This is a genomic window from Phormidium sp. FACHB-1136, from assembly GCF_014697375.1.
Lineage (GTDB): Bacteria > Cyanobacteriota > Cyanobacteriia > Phormidesmidales > Phormidesmidaceae > Nodosilinea.
On sequence record NZ_JACJRS010000028.1, the window covers coordinates 1 to 20656 of the forward strand.

Sequence of the window (20656 nt, forward strand, 5' to 3'; positions counted from 1 at the left end):
ACGCCAAGGCCTTGAGGTGTCGCAGATCCCGACGATGGCTATATTGACGCAGCAAGGACAGCACTTGATCATAGAGACAGGTGGTGGCTGGCATGGCAAAGACCCTGAGATATGCAATTCCAGCGTCTCATGTCACCTCACCTTTTCCCCCTCGCAGCACGAGGTTTCAAGCCTTTCACCCACTTCTGTCAGGCAGTCAGGCCGCAATGTCTTGAATAGCACTCACAACCTGGTTCAAGTAAGCATTCAGCCCAGTGGGCACATAGTCCTCTAGGTCTCTGGTGGCTTGAAGATAGTCGTTGTAGGCGTTGTAGGCCAACATGCTGACGGTACAGGCGGCACTGTGAAGCGTTGCTTGATCGGCAGCGTTCAGAGCGTCATACTTCTGCTGCGCGGTCAGGCTAGAAGACATGCCATCATAGGATTCAATAACCCGCCGGAGTGTAGAGAAGTCTCCCCACATGTTGAAATAGGGGGCTGGGTGAATATCGCTATCCTGCACAGCGGGGAAAGATGGAGCACCGCCTTTGGGATCTCCGGCAAAGCGGGCTAGGTTTCTGAGGGCAACCCCCAGGGGTTTGTTGCTAGCAATTTCGGTTGCAAAGCCGCTAGGCGTGTTGAAGGTGCTTGGAAAGGCAAATTCCCATCCATCTGTTCCAACCCCATTAAAGAAATCGGTCTTGATTGCAATATTGGTCGATGTGTTGAGCTTTGGATAGCTGTCGAAGGTTCGACTGTTAACAATGGTATTTAACGTGCCGGGGTGGGAGGTGAAAGCCACACAGGCTGCCGGGAACTTACCACTGTTAATCTTATAGTGATAAACCACCATGCCTTGTACGGCAGCTAGGTTATCCCGCAAGGAACGCTTTTGGCGATACTCATTGGTTCCAATAGTAATGGGGGTTCCAGTAGCAGGCACTCGCGGCGCAGCATTGGGAGGATATAGGCGATTGGTGTTAGTGGGGGTATCAGGAGCATCCGTTGAGTTCCATCGCAACGGATCGCCTAGCTCTAAGCGTTCGCCCACAACCAGCCGCAGCCCGTTGGCAATGGCTTGTCGTTCCCAAAAACCATCTAAGCCCAGTTGCGCGTTGTTGAGGAGTTCTAACGAAGAATCAATGGGGTCTCCGACTTTGTTGGAGGTATTGGCAATGTCTAGGCTGGCGATGGTTTCGCTATAGCGAGGCTTTGGTCCCCAGCGATTATCCGCCCGGAACAGGTCATCCACAAAGGGTTTGGGCATCCGGCGATTGAACACACGGGGAGCCCCGTTGGTTCCCCCATTACGGATCGGGTTGGCCTCCCAGGCGGCATTATCTCGGCTCCAGCCGCTACCCAGGGGCTCTAGTTTGTCTTCGGTAAAGAGCTTGATTGGGTTAACGGCAATGTCGCCCGGTGTGCCACCGTTCACCGAGTCATTTTGGGTTGTCAAGTTTGCTACTGTGGGAGCTTTATCATCCCCGGCCCAGATATGGAAGATAGCCTTAGTTGCGGCAGTAGTATCGTAAGCGTTGGTGACCACAGAACCCCGGACAATTTGGCCCTCAAAGGTATTGGTACTGGTGCCCACCCCCACGGTAATTTCCGAGGCTTCTTTGCCATACACACAGGACTTTTCGGAGCTAATTTTGAAGGCTTCAAACTTGGAATTAGTTTCAGGCCCACTGACCAATAAGTTAGAGTCGGTGTGCATGGCACCGTTCATGGTAAACGCCCCCCCCGGAGAAATATCGAGGTCGTAGCGGAACCAAGCGGCCCATTTGTTGCCCCGTTCGGCAATCCGAGACTGCTGAAACTCGAAGGCTTCTAGGGTGCGATTCACATCGCTGGCGTTGGGCACAAACACATTAATTTGGAAGTTCTTTTGCAGCGTCGAACTGCTGCCGCTATCCACCACTTGCCAGCCCGCCTCGGCCCTCGCATTAGAACAGACGGGCGAGGGCGAGGTAGCCGCCACCGGGCCAGTGCGAGTCACGAGGGCTCTGGCCTTGGCGATATTGACCGGAGACGTCACCGTAATGGTGGGGGCCGTTAGCCCCTTATCTTCCACCAAAATGGAATAGGCGACGGTTTCCCCGGTATTGCCATCCACAAAAGACCAAGCATTGTCTAGCTTGCCATCGTTATTAATATCCAGGCGGGTTTCCCCCGGCAGGGTGAAGGGATCTTTCCCCGGCACCAGTTGATCAACGGTGTCGGGATAGGGCGTCGCCAGCATCAGACTCGCCAGCACCTCTGGGGTGGGCAGACCACTGGTGAGGCGGGTATCGTTCGTGAAGATAAATTCAATCTTAGATTTAGCTCGGTCAATGGCAGGGGCCGCCACATTGGCCACCCTCACCTGCTCCCGCTGGGCAATATTCATTTGGCTGCGGTTTACGGTGCGGTAGGTGAGCGCCGTGGCGGTAAGTACCACCATCAACACCAGCAACACCGTAGTCGGTAGCACAAAACCCGCCTGGGCCATGCGTCGAGGCCGATTACTGAGCAGGAGAATGCGCAATAGGTCGCTTACGAACCGCTTAAGGACAGTTTTCGGGAACCGCCAAACTTTCTGAAGCAGGTGAAGATGCATATTTCTAAGACCGATTCGCCAAACAACAAAACCAAAGACTCGGCTGGACAGGAGACCTACAGAAAACCTATCGAGTTCTAGAACCAGGGAATTCAGATCGAGCGGCCTAGGCCAATGACCCGCACCCTTGGGCCATTCCACCGCATGGAGGACTTAATGATGGTTTCACTGTACTGAACCTACATTCCGGATTGGCGTGTGCTCTAGGGGTAAATGCAGACCCCGTTACCCCCGTCAAGGGTAGTATCAAGGAACAGCCACAGCTTATCCCTAAGATACCCAGATATTCTAGCGGAGCGATCAGCCTTTGCATCTGTTCACATAGGCCACTATCTGAGATAGGAGTCGGGGTGTCCTACGGCCTGGTGGGGCTGTACGGGCTCCTCAGGCGTAAGACTTTATACCACCAAGTTTTAGAGCTAAACCATCGAGATCAACGCAAAAGCACTGAAATTGTTAGTACCTCCAATTTCCATCTTAGTGATAACTTCATAGACTGCGTTGCGTATTTCTTCGAGAATTCACAAACCTTTTATAACCTCTCCCCCAACGATATCCCCCAGCCCCGATCTTGACCCTCACCCTCTAAATCCCTCTCCCCAGATGGGCTACTACATACACAGATCTCGTTGCCACTGGCCAAAGGCTGGGAGATCCCCAGTCCGATGCCCCGGAAGCCCTCACCCCCCAGCCCCCTCTCCCACGGGGAGAGGGGGAGCTAGAGCTTCAAAGTCCCTCTCCCCAAGGGAGAGGGATTTAGGGTGAGGGCCAGCGTCGTTGCCAGAAGCGGGTTTCTAGTGATTGAAGCCTTTGGCTTATCCCGAACTCAGGTTACTTAGTAGCCCCCCTGGGCGAGGGGCTGAGGGGGAGGGCGGCAGGGGAATTTTCCTTAAGCTAGGGCCAGGGGTAGGGAAAATCGCCCTAAAATAGCGTTGTCTAGCCTAGTTAGGCGCTCCTCGGTGCATCCGAAATAAGCGGGGTTAATGGTCAAATACGTCACCGGAGGCCCAGGGCGACAGAGTCTACGCTTTGGTCTGCTCTACGCCCTGCTCCTCATCCTCAGTCTCAGTTTGCTCCATGCCACCAGTGGCACCGCCGTAATTTGGCCCGTGGGGGGCTTTTTGCTGGGCTGTTTGGTGGTGGCTCCCCGGTCACGCTGGGTTGGGTTGCTGGGGCTGGCCTGTGCCATCACCCTGCCCCTGGAGGTGGTGTGGTTGGGGCGCTCCCCGCTGCTGGTGCTGGCATTTATAGGTATTAATACCCTAGAGGCGGTGCTGGGGGCACTGTGGATGCGGCACTACTGTGGTGGCAGGCAGGGGTTTCACTCCATTCAGCAGGTGGTGGCCTTTTTGCTGGGGGTGGGGGTGCTGCTGCCTTGGATCACCGCTATTCCAGCGGCCTGGGTGGTGGTGCGGTTCACCGAGGCCGAGGCTTGGTGGACGGTACACCAGGCTTGGTCGAGTGCGGTGGGGCTGGGGCTGATCTTTGTGGCCCCTGGGGTGGTGGCCCTTTATGGTCAACGGGGGCGACCGCTATGGAGCCGTCATCCCCTGCGCTGGGCTGAGTTTTTGGTGCTGCTGGCCCTGGCGGTGGGGATGGCCTGGATGCAGTTTTGTCTCTGGGATAATCCCTCCGGTGACCCAACCAAGCCCATGGCCATCCTCCACCATCCCTACACCATCCTGCCCCTGCTGATGTGGGCGGGGATGCGGTTTAAACTGCTGGGGGTAAATGCCATGGGCTTGGCCTGGGTGGTGGCGGCCATTGGGCGCTTAACCTTCACCCAGGGGCTGCTGGATTTGGGGGTGCCGGAAAATCTGGTGGCCTTTCAGGGGATGGTGGCGGTGGTGGCGTTCCCGGCCATTGGCTTTACGGTGGCCTACTGGCAACACCAAGACTCCCTGCACCAACATAGCCAGAGCCGCCAACAGGCCGAGGAGGCCGAGAGCCGCTTCCAGGGCATGTTTGAACACCTAGAAACGGCCCTGCTGCTGGAGGATGTCTCCGGCATCTACCACGATCTACAGGCCCTGCGGCAACAGGGGGTCACCAACCTCCGCGATTACCTGACCGCACAGCCGGATCGGGCTAGGGGTTGGCTGGGCCAGATTCAGGTTTTGGAAATGAACCAAGCCGCCCTGCGTCTGTTTGGGGTAGAGACACAGGAGGAGTATGGAGCGACCCTGGCCGATCAGTTCTCAGAACAGACCTTCGCCGTGTTTGTGGAGAGCGTCCAGGCCATGTGGGAGGGGCGACCCACCTTTGCCGCCGAGGTGACCTACAAAACCAAAGCTGGGGCTGACCTATTTGTGGTGATTCGCTTCCCGGTGCCCCACAGTGCCGCCGAAGCCGCCCAGGTGCCCGTTAGCCTGGTGGATATTACCCAGCGCCAGCACACCGAAGCCCTGATGGCCCTCCAGGTGCGGCGGGCCGAGGCGTTGTTAGCGTTGCCCACCGCCGCCGAAACCCTCGACGAAGCGGCCTTTATGCAGCATGGGCAGGAATTGGCCGAGGATTTGACCGCCAGCCAGATCGCCTTTATCCACTTCATCAACGACGATCAACAAACCATTGAACTGGTGGCCTGGTCGCGCCGTACCCTGGATCACTACTGCGATGCGGCCTACGACCGCCACTACCCGGTCAGCAAGGCGGGCATTTGGGCCGATGCCCTGCGCCAGAAAAAGCCTGTGGTGGTGAACGACTATGCCACCTATGCCCACAAACAGGGGGTTCCCGAAGGCCATGCCCCCCTGATTCGGCTGCTGGCGGTACCTGTGCTGGAAAATGGCCAAGTGGTGATGCTGACCGGAGTGGGCAACAAGGCCACAGCCTATACCGACCCCGACGTGGAAACGGTGCAACTGGTGTCCAACGAAATTTGGCGGCTGGTGCAGCGACGGCGATCCTTGACCCAGTTGGCCCAGCGCGAATACCAACTGCGGGAATCTCAGCGGGTGGGCAACATCGGCAGTTGGGATCTGGACATCACCACCCAGGACTTGCAGGTGTCGGATCAGTCGCTACGGATTTTTGAACTCACCCCAGAGGAGTTTGGCCATAGCTACCAAGCCTTTCTGGCCCTGGTACATCCTGAGGATCGCGACAAGGTCGATCAGTCTTTCCAGCGAACCCTAGCGGAACGGCAAAACCACAGCTATGCCTACCGCATCCTGACCTCCCAGGGCCAAATCAAGCATATCTATGCCAGGGGCGAAACCCAATACAGCGACGATGGCCAGCCCCTCCGCGCCTTTGGCACTGTTCAGGATATGACGGAACAGGTGTTGGCCTCCGAGCGGCTTCAGCAGGCGGCAGCGGTGTTTGAGAGCACCCTAGAGGGGGTGATGATTACCGACCTCCGAGGCCGTATCCTCGATGTGAACCAAGCCTTTGAGACCATCACCGGATACCACGACAGCGAGGCCATTGGCCAAACCCCCCGCCTGCTCAAGTCCGGTCGCCACGATGACGCCTTTTACCAACACCTGTGGCAAACCCTGGTCACCCAGGGATCTTGGCATGGGGAAATTTGGAACCGCCGCAAGGATGGCACCATCTACCCCAGCCTGCTCACCATCACCACCGTGCGCAACGGCGAAAACCAAGCCACAGGCTATGTGGGCGTGTTTTCCGACATCACCGCCACCAAGGAAAACCAGGAACGCCTAGACTATTTGGCCCACCACAACCCCTTGACGGAGTTGCCCAATCGGTTGCTGTTCAACGACCGCCTACGCCATGCCCTTACCCTGGCCAGCCGCCAAAATACCCGACTGGCCCTGATTTTTGTGGATGTGGATCGGTTTAAGCACATCAACGACAGCATGGGCCATGGGGCCGGAGATGACCTGCTGCGCCAACTGGCCCAGCGGTTTCAGGCGTTGGTGCGCACCAACGATACCGTGGCCCACCTCAGCGGCGATGAATTTGTGGTGCTGCTGGAGGATGTGACCCACAGCCAAAACGTCACCCTAGTCATTAATAAGCTCCTTGAAGCCCTCAAAGATCCCATACAGATCCAGGGGCAGGAGATCTATGTCACCGTCAGTATGGGCATCAGCCTGTTTCCCAACGATGGCGATGACCCCGCCACTCTGCTGCGCAACGCCGACACCGCCATGTACCAAGCCAAGGAGGAAGGCCGCAACACCTACCGCTTCTACACCGAAGAGATGATGGCCATCACCTTCGAGCAAATGCTGCTAGAAAATGCCCTGCGGGGGGCGCTGGATCGCCAGGAATTTCACCTGGTCTATCAACCCCAGGTAGATCTGATCTCGCGGCGGCTGGTGGGCCTGGAGGCATTGCTGCGCTGGCAACACCCGGAACTGGGCATGGTGTCTCCGGTGCAGTTCATTCCCCTGGCCGAGCAAACTGGGCTGATTCGCGACATTGGCCTGTGGGTGCTGCGTTCCGCCTGTCGCCAGGGGCGGGAGTGGCTAGACCAAGGGCTATCCTTTGGCCGCATTGCCGTCAACATTGCAGGGCCACAGATTCGCCAAAACGGCCTGCTGTCGGTGGTGCAGTCGGCCCTAGCGGAAAGCCATCTTCCCCCCACCCACCTAGAGCTAGAGGTCACCGAAAGCTTCATTATGGAAGGGGCCACGGATAGCATCGAACAGTTGGCCTCCCTACGCGACCTGGGCATTCAAATTTCCATTGACGACTTTGGCACGGGCTATTCCTCCCTCAGCTACCTGAAGCAACTGCCCATCGAAAAGCTCAAAATCGACCGTTCCTTCATCCGCGACATCCCCCAAGACGCCAACGACATGGCCATTGCCGAAGCGGTGATTGCCCTCGGCCACGCCCTCAACCTGCGGGTGATTGCCGAGGGCGTGGAAACCGAAGAACAGGCGGGATTTTTAATTCACAAAGGCTGCCATGAGGCCCAAGGCTACCTCTACAGCCGCCCCCTGCTGCCCCAGCACATCCAAGCCCTGCTTGTCCGCCGACGCCTCTAGGGAGGGGATCTTAGCCCTAGTCGGGGTACCAAAACATGCCTTTGATGCCCTCTGGATCGGGCATGAAGCCCAAGCCTTTGTAGAAATCCACCACATGGGGATCGGCAAAGAGGGTGACGTTACTGATGTCTTCGCTGCGCAGTTTTTTGATCATCTGCTTCATCAGTTCCTTGCCTAGGCCGCGCCCCTGGAAGTCGGGGTGAACCACCACATCCCAAATGGTGGCGTTGAAGGCGTGGTCAGAGGTGGCCCGCGAGAACCCCACCAGCCGCCGTCGTGCCCCCCGCTGTTCCCACATGGTGACCACGAGGTAGCTGTGCTGGATGGCCTTGCGAACCTTGCGGATGGGGCGTCTGGCCCAGCCCACGGCGTTGCACAGTTCCTCTAGCTCGTAGAGATCGAGATCGCGGTCGGTGCTAAAAATGATGGAGCTGCCCTCCCGCTGTTCCGGGATGGCCTCTAGGACTGTGCCGGAACCCCCAGAGTCTCCCGGTGCGGCACCATCGGATCCAATAAAAAGATTCTTCCAAAAACCCATGCAGGCCCAGCTCAGTATTGTGAGGAGATACGAAAACTCATTCTAGTTTAAGAGCATTTTGCCGCAACCGGATGTCTATCCTGGACTCCGTTCCACCCCCCAAGCGCCAAAATCAGCATGGCCCTTGGGTGTCCTTGTCGTAGATAGCGGCTAACCTAGGATCATGAGGGATCACACCGCCTGGATCGCAGGGTCTAGGCCACCGTGTCTAGGCCATACGGTCTAGGCTAACCCACACCGTCTAGGCCACCCCACCCTACGGAAAGCAAGCTACACTTCCCTAGCCCCAGGGCGATAGGGGACTGAGATCGGTTAAAGTCCCTCTGCTGTCTTGGGCCGTTGCTTATCCCTAAGTCTCTGCCCTGCTTTGTTCCGAGGGGGATCCCCCCTAGCCCCCCTTGGAAAGGGGGGAACTGGAGTCAACGTCCCTCTTGCTAAGGGGGATTTAGGGGGATCGCCTTGAAGGTGATGGCTAGGAGCCGAGAGGGGTGTCAACCGTAGACTCCTGAGGAGGAGATGGTAGCGTTAACGCAATGGAGTTCCTATTTCCCAAAATGGCCGCTGGCTTAAATTCCTCCACCGTAGATCTGTTGAAACGATTTAACCGGACGTTTCCCCAGTTCTATGAACAGTTTGTGAGTAGCGAAATTCAGCTACAGAATTTGCGTTTGGCCTATCAACTGTATAAACAGCAGAAGGCGGTGATTGAAATTAAGCCAGAGGGCAGCAAAAACGCGCTGTTCTTTGTGTATCGAAATCAGTCCTTTCTGCTCAGCGATATTTTTGGGGTACTGGCGGCCTATGGTCTCACCATCCATAACCTCAGTCTCTATGGCCAGATCACCTCGCCCATGCTGGTGTTCATCAAAATGGTGATGTCTCGTGGTGGCAAGGCGCTCACGCCCCAAACCTCGGAAAATGTCTGCCGAGCCATTCAGGAATCGCTGGCGGGGCATTTTGAAGTGGAGGAAATGCTGTCGGTAGAATTTAACCTTGATGCCGGATTAGATGGGGTGGAAACGGAGTTCTACGTCGATCCGGTGTTTCATTTGCCCGCCCTGCTGATTGAGGCGAACAACCAGCCCGGTCTGTTTTATAAGGTGATGTACGCGGTGTGGCAGGAAGACCTGCTGGTGGTGAATGCCAACCTGCTGGTGTGGCGAGGGCGCACCCGGCTGATTCTCTACCTGCTTGGCCCCAACGAAAACCTGATCCCCGAATATTTGGGCCACAAAATTGCCGAGGGTATCCGTGCTCGTCTCACCAGCTAGAGTAGGATCTAGCTATGGCTACCGTGACTCTTTTTGGCGTTCCCCACGCCTACGAACGGACGACGGGCGGTGAAGCAACGCCGCTGGTGTTCGTCCATGGTTGGCTGCTCAGCCAGCACTATTGGCGGCCCCTGCTGCCCTACCTCAGCGATAACCATCCCTGCCTGTGCTACGACCTGCGCGGGTTTGGCCAATCGCGCCACCAGTTAGATCACTACGTCCCTGGCTTGCCCGCTGCCGCCGAGACCCTGCCCACCAGCGCCTCTCCCTACGGCCTCGCCGCCTATGCCCGCGACCTGGGGGAACTGCTGCACCAGCTTGACCTCGGCCCGGTGTGGCTGGTGGGGCATTCCCTGGGGGGCAGCATTGCCCTGTGGGCGGCCCACTGCTACCCCGACCGGGTGAAGGGGGTAATCTGCCTCAACGCCGGGGGCGGGCTGTACCTAGAGCGAGAATTTAACCAATTTCGCCAGGTGGGACGACAAATTGTGCGATGGCGATCCCCCTGGTTGCGCTACGTTTTCCCCCTCTCCTGGGCCATGACACGGGCCTCGGTGGTGCAGCCCTTGGCCTACCGCTGGGGCCATCAGCGGCTAAAGGATATGCTGGAGGCCGAGGCCGAGGCCGCCCTGGGTGCCCTGCTCGAATCCACCACCGAAACGGAGGTACATTTACTGCCCCGCTTGGTGAGTGGCCTTCAGCAGCCCATCCACTTTCTGGCTGGGTGTCAAGATCCGGTGATGGATCTGAAGTTTGTTCGTCACCTGGCGGGCTACATTCCCAGCGCCTCGGCGGGAGAATCGGCGGTCATTCCCATCGAAAACTGTGGCCATATGGCTATGCTAGAGCAACCCCAGGCGGTGGCCCAGGCCATCCTCGCCCTCACCCAGACCCAGACGGTGCCCACGGCGTCTGCCTTGCCAAGTCCCTAGCCTTTGAAACCAAATCCGAGCCAGAAGACCCCGATCCCCAGGCCGACAAACCTTAGGGGCGAGGTCTCCTCGCCCGCTGATACCGTGGGTCAGTAAGTCAGATTTAGGATGAAACCATCCGTCGATCAACGTTTAGCTCACGGAAAACGCAATCCCAAGGAGGATAGCCACAAACACCATTGCCCCTGCACCTAGAAAAAGATATTGCCGTTGCTGGCGTGGCGAAGGGTAGGTCGAGGGATAGACCTTAGGCTCGGTAGCAAAGTTATTAATCAACCCCTCATCATCGACCGTTGTACCCGGAATCGCAACGGATTGAGTGTGTTGGGAATCATCATGATGGCGAATATTGGCCTGAACCTCGGCGGGGATTAGCTCACTACCATCACTACCTGATTTTGATTCTGAGTTTAGATGAGTCATGGCCTCTCCAGATTGGATATTTTTTGTGGCGAACAAAAAGCGGGTTACCCACGGGTCAATCGCGCTACCCCTCGCTCCCTGGAATAGGTCTAGGGAGCGGGCTTTCGGAGTTCTCGCTGAGAAGCGTTGTCAGTCAACCAGGGATAACCATCCTGCAACAGGGGCATCGCTTGATGGCAGTGGCTACAGCGCCAGTACACCTGATTAGATCGCGCATGGCGAAGCAAAATATTTGAGCAGCAGAGGCATAAATGTCTATCTCCTAGCGCCTGCGGCAGCTCAAACCTACTGGGGCATCTGTAGACTTTTGTGAGGGTAGAAACGGGCGTGATCAAGGCAGTGGTCATCATAGTTCAGAGCTAAGGCTCTTCGTCGGCGAGGATTTATGCATTGCGATGGGATAGGGCACCATAGAGATAAATAGCGATAATGGCTCCCAAAACCGCAATAAACACCCCAACGATACTTAAACCCGGTGCGGTTAGTTGCAGGCTTCCAGTTTTCAAGAATAGGTGCAATGTGCCCCCAATGAAGGCCCCTACAATGCCCAAAACCATGGTAGCTAGCCAGTTTCCGCCTTGATAACCAGGAACGATGGCCTTGGCAATTGCCCCTGCTAGCAGACCTAAAATAATCCAGGCGATGATGTTCATGATGGACTCCTTAAAAGTGTTAAATGGATGGATTTGAAGTCAAAAAATCAAACGATTCGACGCCCGATTAGCAAGTTATAGACAATACCAATCAGGGCCAAAACTAGCAGTAGATGAATTAATCCACCGCCAATATTAACCGCGAAGCCTAGCGCCCAAAGAATGACAAGGATAACGACGACAGTCCAGATGATATTCAACATGTTTCTATTCTCCTGATGAGCCAGAATGAGCCATTAAGGGATGACAAAGGGATGACACAATGATTTAGTCTAGCGACATTTTCATTGATAACAGGCGATCATCCCTTACTTGAAGACGTCCTGAATCAGATCTTTGGCATCTTCCACTAAATTAAGACCTTGGCTTTCCGCTTGCTTTGCTTTACCCATGGTTTGATTGCTGGAATTTCCAGTGATATTTCCAACCGCTTCTTGGGCTTTGCCTTCAAGGTTTTTGGTAACGGCCTTAGCCCTACCCTTGAGCTGAAGTTGATCCTGGAGGTCTTCAGCCGTGTTACGAACCTGGCTTTCAGCCTGCTTGGCTTTCCCCATGATCTGATCCTTCGGATCTCCGGTGAGGTTGCCCATGGCTTCTTGAGCCTTGCCTTCAAGATCTTTGGCCATGGTCTCAACTCGATTTGCCATCGCCAGTTGAAGTGGGCTAGCGACCTGGACGGGCAAGGTGGCCGCAAAGACCTTAGCGGTACCCACATTAAGCACCACTGCGGTTGTCAACAGAACTGTTAACGTCATCATTGCAAAAAGACTGAAAATTCGTCGAAATAACATTGGTTTTATCCTAATAGAATGTTATCGGTGAACAATTAAAACGTGAGCCATCCAACATTGCCCTTTAGACCTCCAGATCGCTTCATTTTGTCTGTCTTCTGGGTCTTGTATTTGTCAGTTATAGGGTCAACCGCTGTTTGAGATTGGCCTTCCAGTTTTTTGGTGATGGCTTCAGCGATGCCCTTAATCCGAGGCAAATCGTTTCCATCTTCAGCGGCATTATGAACCTGACCTTCGGCCTGCTTGGCTGAAATCTGGGCCTGACTCTGACTCACAAACTGCGTGGGCAAGGTTGCCGCTAGGGCGTTTGTGTTGCCAAAGTTAAACACTACCGTAGCTATCAACATAATCGTTGCAACTACAACAAACAAGAAACTAAAAACTCGTCGATAAGACGCCATTGTTTCCTTAGATAAACTTCGTTTCGACTTAAGTAACGGCTCTTACAAAAGTCTAAGAGGAAGGGGAGGAATGAATCATGGGAGTCGCGTTTTTTCAATCCTCCCGTCTGTCAGATTCATTAATCTGGCTTGATTTCCGTGTTGTTATTCACCAATTCAATGCCCTCTACTTCCATAGCGAGGGGTTGAATTCTATCAAATTGCTCTTGGCTCTTCACGGTTCCTGTAACGGTTGCCGTTTTTGCTTCCACATCAACATTGACGGCCAATCGGCTATCTGGCAAATTACTTTCTAGTAGGTTGCGAACGTCAACGGCTAAATCGCCCGACAGGGGCTGTTCTCCCTCGACCATAGTGGTTAGACTGTCACGCTGTTCACGGGCACGAGCATCGGACTCTCGTTGGTCGCTGCGTACACCACCATCGGTATCGCTGGCCTCAGGGTTTTGACTACAAGCGTTAGCCCCAAGGAATAGCAGACTGCCTAGGATAAGCGGAATAATTTTCTTCATGATCAAAACCTTCTTTTTATGAATCGATGGGCAAGCAGAAAGCAACCAGAAATCTATTGGACTAGCAAGGAATGCCCCCCTTGGCAGCATCCCTAGCGCCTAAATTCGATTCCTGCTCAGCATTCCAACTAAACTGGATATCGATGCAATCGATTAAAATCGCCCCGATGAAACCCCTTTCGTCCCACGAGGCTCCGTTCGATGTGGGGGCGGAGCATTGGGGTTTTCAGGATTCATGCCAACTGTAGCGGACTGATTATAAAGGCGATACACTTCCCATTCACGAACGCCTTGATCCCGTAGGATAGGTTCAGCCAGGGCAATGTCGCTTTCTGTGCCATCTACAATGATGAGATAATGGCCATGAATCACTTTATCGTTGTAGAGCTTGGCCCGATCTTCAGGAATGCCTAGGCCAATTAAGCCACCGAGTAAACTTCCGGTAGCGACACCGATGACCCCACCCGCCACGGTGGTCGCGATGGCCGTGGCGACCACCCCAGCCAACATAATGGGGCCAACGCCAGGAATGGCCAATGTCCCTAGGCCCACCAGGAGACCCGTTAGACCACCGACCGCACCGCCAGCAACCCCCCCCGTTGCTGCTCCATCATCGGCATGGGTATCGTCGTCCTGGATGGCTTGGATATCTTGAAGTTGAACATCTCTCCCTTGCCCAGAACGATTTAAATCTTCTGAGTCCTGGCCAATCACGGATACGCGGGCCATGGCATAGCCTATCCCTTGAAGCTTTCTTAAAGCTTGCTCGGTAGAGTGATAGTCGGGAAAGACACCAATGGCACGTTTGTTTTCTAAAGCAGCCATGTTATGTTCCTATTCATTGAATGTTGATATGGATATTGAAATGTCTGAGTGCTTGCTATGGGTTGGGTGTAGCGCTGGCCAAACCCAACCCATAAACTAAGCCCTGACGGGCGATGACTCTTTAGTCAATGGCTTCTTTGGCTTCATCCTTGACATCTTCAATGGCATTTTCGAGTTTGGCCTCGACCTGCTTTGCTTTGCCTTTAGCCTGGGCTTCGTGGTTGCCCGTTAGATCGCCAACCGCTTCTTCAATTTTGCCTTCAACATTCTTGGAGGCCGCTTTTGCTCTGTTTTTAACGTTCATGATTAAATTCCTTGTTCAGTACATGCAGGCTAATTGGAACGTCTCAATCCATTTAGGCCATGGATATACTATGTCAAGTGGATGTTGTATTTCATGTATGATTTGATTGATGGGACTTTCCCATGGCAATTATTGTTGTTATACTTAATCTTTTTGTCGCATTCAAAATTCTTGATGCATGAATGGTCATGCAATGAATCAAGGTCTGGCGCAATAACGTGTTGAGGCAATATCTAATGGCGATGTATAGTATGTTGTTGATTTTTTGAAAAGATTTATCGCATCAGAAAATCATGGGCGACCATTGCCACCCGTGTTGTCTGACCTAAAAATGTTTAGGGTGTCAGTATACTTGGGATCTTGGGTGCCCAGCAGTCGATCCCAAAAGGTAAAGTACAGCCCAAAGTGAACTGTATATTTAAGGTGATGAATAGAGTGATGGGCTGGGCCAATGACCCATTGCCCTAGCCAGTGGTGGGGGAAAGATACCGGAAGGTGATCGGTACCCAGATGATTTAGGACGGCCCACACGGTCATGGTGCTTAAGACCGCCACTAAGGTAATAAAATGCAGCGGAATCGTGAAAATAATGCCCATTAAAAATAGGGATTGTACGACCGCCTCTAGGGGGTCAAAGGCAAAGGATGTCCAGGGGGTGGGGTAGCGTGATCGATGGTGTCCCTGGTGTACCCAAGGAAAAAGCCGAGGGTGATGAAAGAGGCGATGGGTAAAGTAAAAGTAGGTATCTTGTAGCATCAGCACCACCCCATAACTGAGGCCCAAATACCACAGCCCATAGCGATAGGGGTCAGTGTATAGGCGAGTGAAGCCCTGATCGTAGGCGGAGAAAATTAGGGCGGCGGCTAGGGCAAACACCGCTGCCGATAACACCGAGAGTTTAATATCGTGGCCAATGATGCGCCAGGAAGGAGGGCGATGGGGCCGTTGATGGTTCACAAACCACTGACTGAGCGGGGCATAAAAGAACCCGTAGGTGGCCCCCGCCACTAAGAAATACCGCAGCAAAATGATGCCAAAAAAGGCAATCATATAAAACTCAAACGAGTGGCTCCTTAGTTCCATACCAAGTACCGAGTTACAGTGCGGCGGTACCAACCTGGGGAGCCCGCAAGTTCTCTAGGGAGATCTGGGGTTTGTCGGTATAAACCGAGTTGAGGAGTAGGTCAAGCACCTGGGCTTGGCGGGCGCTGGCAATGGCCTGATGGGTAATTAACTCACCCACATTGAGGATCACCTCATCCTGCTGCCCCAGAATAACCCGCGTGACCGGACGGCCCAAGGCCCCTTTAATTCGTTTGTCCTCAAAAGCCTGGGTACTGCGGCTCTGGACGGCGTTGGCCGTCTCTTTGACCTGACTCCACAGCCCCTTGGCCCCCACCTGCATCTGCTCACCCGCCCGATGGAGGTGCTCGCCTGTGGTCTGGCTGGTGCCTTGGAGATGATCGACCGCCAGGGTGATGGCGCTGCTAGACCGGGATTGCAACGCTTCCCCGGCAGATAGCCCAACCGCCTGGAGTAACAACCGCTCCCGGTGAGTTGCCTTGGCCCGCTCGATCACCTCAGGGGTCACAATTTGGCCTGGGGCGGCAATAATCGAACCCTCTTCGCTCCGCACTAGGTGTTGTACACGCCGACCCTCGGTTTGCTCAACGCCGAAACCCGCGATGGCATCACCCAGTCGCGCTTTCCATGGGGCGAGTCGGCGGCCTCCGGTGGCCCGATAGAGCTGATCCAAAATCCCCAGGGCTTCAGCGGCAGCGACAATAGCCTGGGTAACGGGTTGCCCTGCCAACACCAGGGATTCTCCGCCGGGGGCCATCACATCCTGCTGAGCAGTTTGGCCGATCACAAAGGCTTTTTGGGCCGCAGGGTCAACCATGGCGTTGGTGATGGAAGCGGCGGTATGGCGATCTAGGTCGTGGAATTGTTCCCCCGTGATTTGCGTGGTCTCTTGCCATTTATCGCTAGCGGTTTGGCCGAGGTTGTTTAGTTGTTCCCCCGTCACTTGCGTGGTCTCTTGCCACGTATCGCTAGCCGTTTGGCCCCACTCATGGAGCCGTTCGCCCGTAGCTTGGGCCGTTTCGTGAAATTGATGGCTGGCGGATTGGCCGAGGTCGTGCAGTTGTTCCCCCGTCACCTGGGCGGTTTCCTGCAACTGGTCGCCAACGGTTTGCATGGCACCCCTCAGCCCGCCGATCTGTTCTTCCATCAACTGGGCCGTTTGAACGGGTACAAAGGCCACATCTCGGCCAATTTTAAGGGTCTCGATGGCTGGCACAAAAGAGCGCCCGGAGTAGGCATCGGCAAAGAGCCCACCGGAGACCTCATAGCCCTCGACTTTGCCATTGGCCTCGTCAACGTAAAGGTCAACAATCACCCCTAAATCGCGCCCATCCATCGTGAGAATGCGAGTGCCTTTGAGGACAGTATTGTGATCAAGAATGGGGCCAACGGCAGGTAGGTTATGGGCATTGACGATGGCCCCCTTCGACGAGGTAATCACCGCATCAACCCCAATGGCCTGCACATCGCTGAGGAGCAGCACTTGAGCACGCTTAAACCAGCCTGCCTCTTGAACTAAAAACCCCAGCAGTTGATTACTCTCTTGGTCAAAGATTAAGTCCTTAACCACCTCAAACTTTTCTCCAGCGTCATAGGAGACAATGGACTTGCCGATTAACTCTCTACCTTTAAACATGATCTAAAATCCTTTTTATTAAGCTTGAATCGGTCACAGTATTAACAATTCGCTTCAAGGGTTTGAAGCTATGAAGAGACCTAGTCGTCAACACTGGCTAAGTGACTAATCTACGTGGTTGATTTGTGATTAATTAGCGGCAGGTCTGCGGGATTATGTCCTTCTGACAATTGTGCCGATAGCGGTTAATTGCCCCCGCCCCTAATCCCGGCGCAGTTCCAGCAAGTTCGCTGGACGATCCCAGCCAAAGCCGGGAATAACGTTGATCAGACCGAGATATTCCATCGTTCCAGCGGTGGTGATCGCTATCAGTAGCAGCAGGCCAAACGACCAGCTACCGTTTGACTGTTTTCCAATGAGGCGGGGCATGACGCTTCTCCACTCGTGATTCTACGGTTGACGAATTCAACTCCGGTAGATATGTAGATATATCATTTCGTAGTAGGGTTTGAGTTAAGGTTTCAAAAGGTGCTTTGATTGATTGATTTGTATAAAAACGTAGCAATTATTCTCAATCTCCCTGCCATTCACGGTCTTCCAGTTCTTGTTGAGGGAGCAGCAACGTCGATTCAATGTCTTGGCGAATGGTTGGGGTCACTTCACAGTTGCTATTCAAACAATCTACCAGCAGTTGGTTAGCATCGTAGTAGCGTTTTAGGTTCTGTCGTTGTTCAGCACTAAACTGCCAGGGATGGTGAATATTGCGGTAGTGAATCATCGTAGTCCTCAATTGCTCGACCCAGGTTTCATAGTTTGCTTGCCACCAGGATTGAAGCTGATGCGGGTGCTGGGTGCTGGGTAACTGATCCTTAAGCTGTTGCAGCGATTTATAAAATCCCGCATCCCGCACCATCACCAAAATGTTGTTGATCGCTTCACGACAGGTCTGGGCATAGGCAAAATCTTGGCGATGGTCAAGGGCACAGTCCATTAGCAAATTTTCCAAAGCCGCATCTAACAAAATGCCCTGATCCAGGGTGATAGCTAGGGCAAACGGGGCGGCGGCAGTGGGGCTTTGGGCTAGGGCTAGGTAAAAGGCTCGGGTGGTCGCGAGTTTAGGGGTGGGGGAAAGGGTTTGGGATTTTTGGCTGGCCCACCGCAAAAAATCTTGTAGATGGGGGTCGTGGGCCACCAAGGCATCGATTTCCTGCTTCATCAACTGCACCAGGGAATCGGCACTGCGTAGCATGGCGGCAGTGAGCAAAAAGACTTCCCGCCAGTGGGGGTCGGTCAGGTGGCTAACCAGCCCCCCTAGGGCTTGCTCTAACGCCCGCAGATTGTGGGCGGCGACGATTTTTCGGGCTGTCAGATATTCCTGGAAGGCTAGATAGGAGAAGGAAAAAATGCCCCGTGCCCGCTCGATGAGCAGCCCGTGCTGGGCCTCAATGGCTTTTAATATGGCCTCACTTTCAAGCCGGAGTTCTTCCGGTTCAAGCATCGGATTGGGTCGAGTTTTTAGGTAATCTTCGATGTATTGCTCGATGGTACGCTGCTCAAAAAAGTATTGCCCCTGCTCAAAGGTGACGGCTGCAATCTGGCTGAGCAGCTTTATTTTCTGGGGTAATAAAAACCCTCGGTAAATATCATCCCGCTCTACCCCCTTGGTCTCATCCCACTTGCCCAGCAACAGGTCAAGGCTCTGCTTATAGAAGGCCGTGCGTTTGCTGGGAAATTGCCCTTCTCCCTGAAATACCCAGCAGGCCAGGTGCAAAAATAGGGGCGTCACCACCAGTTGACGAAACGGCCAATTTTCAGGGCGCTCCAGTTTTTCAACAAATTCGGTGGCCTTGGCCTGCCCTGCGGGGGTAGCATCTCGGCCTAGGGCTATAAACCATTTTTGGGCGAAGGTGGTAATCTGTGCCGAACTAAAGGGGGCGATTTCTACATCGGTAAAGCCGCGCAGGGCCAGCTTTTGGGTCGCCGTGCGACAGGACACCACATACCGATTGCGGTGGTACTGATCTGAGAAGGTGCGAATGGCTTGAAGAACAGCGTTGATGTCCTGATGTCTCACCTCATCTAGGCCGTCCATTAACACCAACATGCGCCCTTCGGTGAGCAGGATTTCGAGTTGGGGGGCGGTGATGCTAGCGGTTAGCAGGGTTTGGTGCAGATAGCTGAATAAACTAAAGTCGTCCCGACGTTTAGCTACATCGGCAAACTCGCGTAGGGCCATAAATACGGGCACCTGATCGGCGGCAAACTCGCCCTGGTTACACCGCACCGCTAGGTGCTGCAAAAAGGTGGTTTTGCCAACCCCTGGTCTACCCAGTACCCTGAGTTTTGTGTAGGTTTCTACCGCCTCCATACCGGGGATTTGGGGGATCTCCACAACCCCTAGCCCCACCCGATCAAATTCCGTTGATTCCAGATTATTCAAGTCAGCAATGGCTAACCATTGTTGGTTGGCTACGGCCTCAAGAATGTTGACATCCACATAAATATCGTCGAGGTTGACCGGGCGGCCAATGTCGAGCAGTTGCAGAATGCCGCACTGGTGTTGAAGGGTGTCGTAGTGCTGGGATCGCACCATAGCCACCAGTTCATCCACCGTCAGGGATGGCGGCGTTAATGGTTCGCCTGGTTCCAAAAAGTCGGCGGGCGGGTTTTCGGCAATCTCGCGCCAGCCGAGGTCTAGGATCTGGCAAATTTCCATGAAAACCTGACGATCCACCGGCTGTCCAGTGAAAAATCGCCAGATTGGCTGCCGGGTCTTGAGGTTTACCTCTGCGGCTAAATTGTCTTGCGTCCACCCCTTAAGGGAAAACGCTCGCTTCGCCCACTGAATACCCGTGGACGAGGCCTTGAGCGAGCGCTTGGCCATATCGCAAAAAACGCATCCTAAATGGTGAATGGTGAATTGAAACAGGGATAAAAAAGTGGTCTTTTATACGCGCCCTATCCTAACGCTTTTCTTTCTCATCCCTTTGCCTAATTGCCCACAACCAATGAAACCAACGCACCTCAACCAACCCACGGGTCCTGTCTAGACCATGATGGGCCTGAGATCTGTACGCCTGGGGGATAATGGGAGCAGCGGTACGGAGACCCCCCTGTGACCTTGCGCCCCCCCCGATACGACATTGACGCTATTATTGACGGCTATTCCCAGGGCTATTTTTTAATGGCCGATGACGACGGCGACAACCTCGGTTGGTATGCCAGCCGCCAGCGCACCCTCATTCCCCTCGACCAACGGTTTCGCTATCCCACCTCGCTGCGGCGGGCGCTGAACCAAAACCGCTTTCGGGTGGGCATTAACCAGGCCTTTCAGGCGGTGGTAGAGGGCTGCGCCGACCGAGACACCACTTGGATTTCCGACGAACTCAAGCAGGTCTATTGGGAACTGTATCAAACCGGATGGGCCTACAGCTTTGAAACCTGGCAGGGCAACGAACTGGCGGGCGGCGTGCTGGGCTTGGCCATCGGTGGTGCCTTCATTGGCGAATCGATGTTTTTTCGCATTTCCGAAGGGTCTAAGGTGGCCATGGTAAAACTGGTGGAACATCTCAGACAGCGGCATTTCATCCTGTTCGATGCCCAGATGATGAACCCCCACCTGGCCCGCTTTGGAGCCTACATTGTGCCCGAACGGGACTATAAGAGCCTGCTGAAGGTGGCCCTGGCCCAAAACTGCACCTTTCTGTAATCAGAGCAGAGCGGCTTACCACGACGCCCGCGCTCCCTTGGTCGCCCTCTGGCAGGAGGGCGGTTTGGCAGGGGCAGGAAGTCTAGCGCCGAG

18 protein-coding genes are annotated in these 20656 nt (G+C 54.5%); 4 read left to right on the forward strand and 14 right to left on the reverse strand.

What is annotated here, in order from left to right; translation table 11 throughout:
* Positions 1-196: 196 nt before the first annotated feature.
* Positions 197-2506, reverse strand: a complete 2310-nt coding sequence (locus H6G62_RS10520) for a hypothetical protein (RefSeq protein ID WP_190494829.1) — start codon at positions 2504-2506, stop codon at positions 197-199.
* Between the two features lie 1055 nt (positions 2507-3561).
* Between H6G62_RS10520 and H6G62_RS10525 the strand changes: the two genes are divergently transcribed.
* Positions 3562-7545: an EAL domain-containing protein gene (locus H6G62_RS10525; RefSeq protein WP_190494831.1), complete on the forward strand. Its 3984-nt coding sequence runs from the start codon at positions 3562-3564 to the stop codon at positions 7543-7545.
* A gap of 16 nt (positions 7546-7561) precedes the next feature.
* On the opposite strand, the gene H6G62_RS10530 is transcribed toward H6G62_RS10525, so the two are convergent.
* On the reverse strand, positions 7562-8083 hold the full coding sequence (locus H6G62_RS10530) for a GNAT family N-acetyltransferase (protein ID WP_190494833.1): 522 nt from the start codon (positions 8081-8083) through the stop codon (positions 7562-7564).
* Positions 8084-8637: 554 nt separating this feature from the next.
* Between H6G62_RS10530 and H6G62_RS10535 the strand changes: the two genes are divergently transcribed.
* Positions 8638-9354, forward strand: a complete 717-nt coding sequence (locus H6G62_RS10535) for a hypothetical protein (RefSeq protein ID WP_190494923.1) — start codon at positions 8638-8640, stop codon at positions 9352-9354.
* A 14-nt stretch (positions 9355-9368) separates the two neighbouring features.
* On the forward strand, positions 9369-10286 hold the full coding sequence (locus H6G62_RS10540) for an alpha/beta hydrolase (protein WP_190494835.1): 918 nt from the start codon (positions 9369-9371) through the stop codon (positions 10284-10286).
* Positions 10287-10418: 132 nt separating this feature from the next.
* Here H6G62_RS10540 and H6G62_RS10545 read toward each other — a convergent pair whose 3' ends face one another.
* The 12 genes from H6G62_RS10545 to H6G62_RS10600 all read right to left on the reverse strand — a co-directional run bounded on the left by H6G62_RS10545 (position 10419) and on the right by H6G62_RS10600 (position 19738).
* Positions 10419-10709, reverse strand: a complete 291-nt coding sequence (locus H6G62_RS10545; protein ID WP_190494836.1) for a ssl1498 family light-harvesting-like protein — start codon at positions 10707-10709, stop codon at positions 10419-10421.
* A gap of 383 nt (positions 10710-11092) precedes the next feature.
* Positions 11093-11362, reverse strand: coding sequence for a GlsB/YeaQ/YmgE family stress response membrane protein (locus H6G62_RS10550; RefSeq protein ID WP_190494838.1), 270 nt, complete (start codon positions 11360-11362; stop codon positions 11093-11095).
* Between the two features lie 47 nt (positions 11363-11409).
* Positions 11410-11565, reverse strand: coding sequence for a lmo0937 family membrane protein (locus H6G62_RS28570; protein WP_190494840.1), 156 nt, complete (start codon positions 11563-11565; stop codon positions 11410-11412).
* A 105-nt stretch (positions 11566-11670) separates the two neighbouring features.
* Positions 11671-12153, reverse strand: a complete 483-nt coding sequence (locus H6G62_RS28575; protein ID WP_190494846.1) for a CsbD family protein — start codon at positions 12151-12153, stop codon at positions 11671-11673.
* A gap of 35 nt (positions 12154-12188) precedes the next feature.
* Positions 12189-12554, reverse strand: coding sequence for a hypothetical protein (locus H6G62_RS10565; protein ID WP_190494849.1), 366 nt, complete (start codon positions 12552-12554; stop codon positions 12189-12191).
* 119 nt (positions 12555-12673) lie between these two features.
* Entirely contained in the window at positions 12674-13066 is a 393-nt protein-coding gene (locus H6G62_RS10570) for a BON domain-containing protein (protein ID WP_190494852.1), read from the reverse strand.
* A 153-nt stretch (positions 13067-13219) separates the two neighbouring features.
* The gene (locus H6G62_RS10575; protein ID WP_190494854.1) at positions 13220-13891 is read right to left on the reverse strand and encodes a signal transduction histidine kinase (STHK), LytS; all 672 of its coding nucleotides are present in this window, start codon (positions 13889-13891) and stop codon (positions 13220-13222) included.
* A gap of 121 nt (positions 13892-14012) precedes the next feature.
* Positions 14013-14195 (reverse strand): CsbD family protein, encoded by a 183-nt coding sequence (locus H6G62_RS10580; protein WP_190494855.1) that lies wholly within the window; start codon positions 14193-14195, stop codon positions 14013-14015.
* Positions 14196-14486: 291 nt separating this feature from the next.
* Positions 14487-15245 (reverse strand): sterol desaturase family protein, encoded by a 759-nt coding sequence (locus H6G62_RS10585; RefSeq protein WP_242051926.1) that lies wholly within the window; start codon positions 15243-15245, stop codon positions 14487-14489.
* 46 nt (positions 15246-15291) lie between these two features.
* Positions 15292-16914 (reverse strand): PRC-barrel domain-containing protein, encoded by a 1623-nt coding sequence (locus tag H6G62_RS10590; protein ID WP_190494858.1) that lies wholly within the window; start codon positions 16912-16914, stop codon positions 15292-15294.
* Positions 16915-17115: 201 nt separating this feature from the next.
* Positions 17116-17283, reverse strand: a complete 168-nt coding sequence (locus H6G62_RS10595) for a hypothetical protein (protein WP_190494863.1) — start codon at positions 17281-17283, stop codon at positions 17116-17118.
* 142 nt (positions 17284-17425) lie between these two features.
* Positions 17426-19738: an NACHT domain-containing NTPase gene (locus tag H6G62_RS10600; RefSeq protein ID WP_190494867.1), complete on the reverse strand. Its 2313-nt coding sequence runs from the start codon at positions 19736-19738 to the stop codon at positions 17426-17428.
* 231 nt (positions 19739-19969) lie between these two features.
* Here H6G62_RS10600 and aat point away from each other — a divergent pair, with 231 nt between their 5' ends.
* Positions 19970-20563: a leucyl/phenylalanyl-tRNA--protein transferase gene (gene aat, locus H6G62_RS10605; protein WP_347239332.1), complete on the forward strand. Its 594-nt coding sequence runs from the start codon at positions 19970-19972 to the stop codon at positions 20561-20563.
* Positions 20564-20656: the final 93 nt, after the last annotated feature.